Source organism: Bradyrhizobium sp. Kon37 (genome assembly GCF_055807535.1).
Genome location: NZ_JBVVOY010000178.1, coordinates 1 through 358, shown reverse-complemented (window position 1 = coordinate 358; position 358 = coordinate 1). Strand labels below are relative to the sequence as shown.

Genomic DNA, 358 nt, shown 5'->3' with positions numbered 1-358 from the left:
CTGTGAGCCAGAGTTGCCCGGCGCTCTCCGGCTCACAGTACGCGTAGTGCAACCGAACGCGACCGCATGGTCAGAAGCCGGGCACATCAGCGCCTGGCAGCAGTGGCGTCTGGCGGAAAACCTCAGTGTGACGCTCCCCGCCGCGTCCCACGCCATCCCGCATCTGACCACCAGCGAAATGGATTTTTGCATCGAGCTGGGTAATAAGCGTTGGCAATTTAACCGCCAGTCAGGCTTTCTTTCACAGATGTGGATTGGCGATAAAAAACAACTGCTGACGCCGCTGCGCGATCAGTTCACCCGTGCACCGCTGGATAACGACATTGGCGTAAGTGAAGCGACCCGCATTGACCCTAAC

The 358-nt window shown here is 58.4% G+C and carries 1 protein-coding gene; it reads left to right on the top strand.

The window, feature by feature from the left end:
• On the top strand, window positions 1–358 hold a 358-nt coding region (locus AC0L3J_RS37685), incomplete at both ends, for a beta-galactosidase domain 4-containing protein (RefSeq protein WP_473350477.1).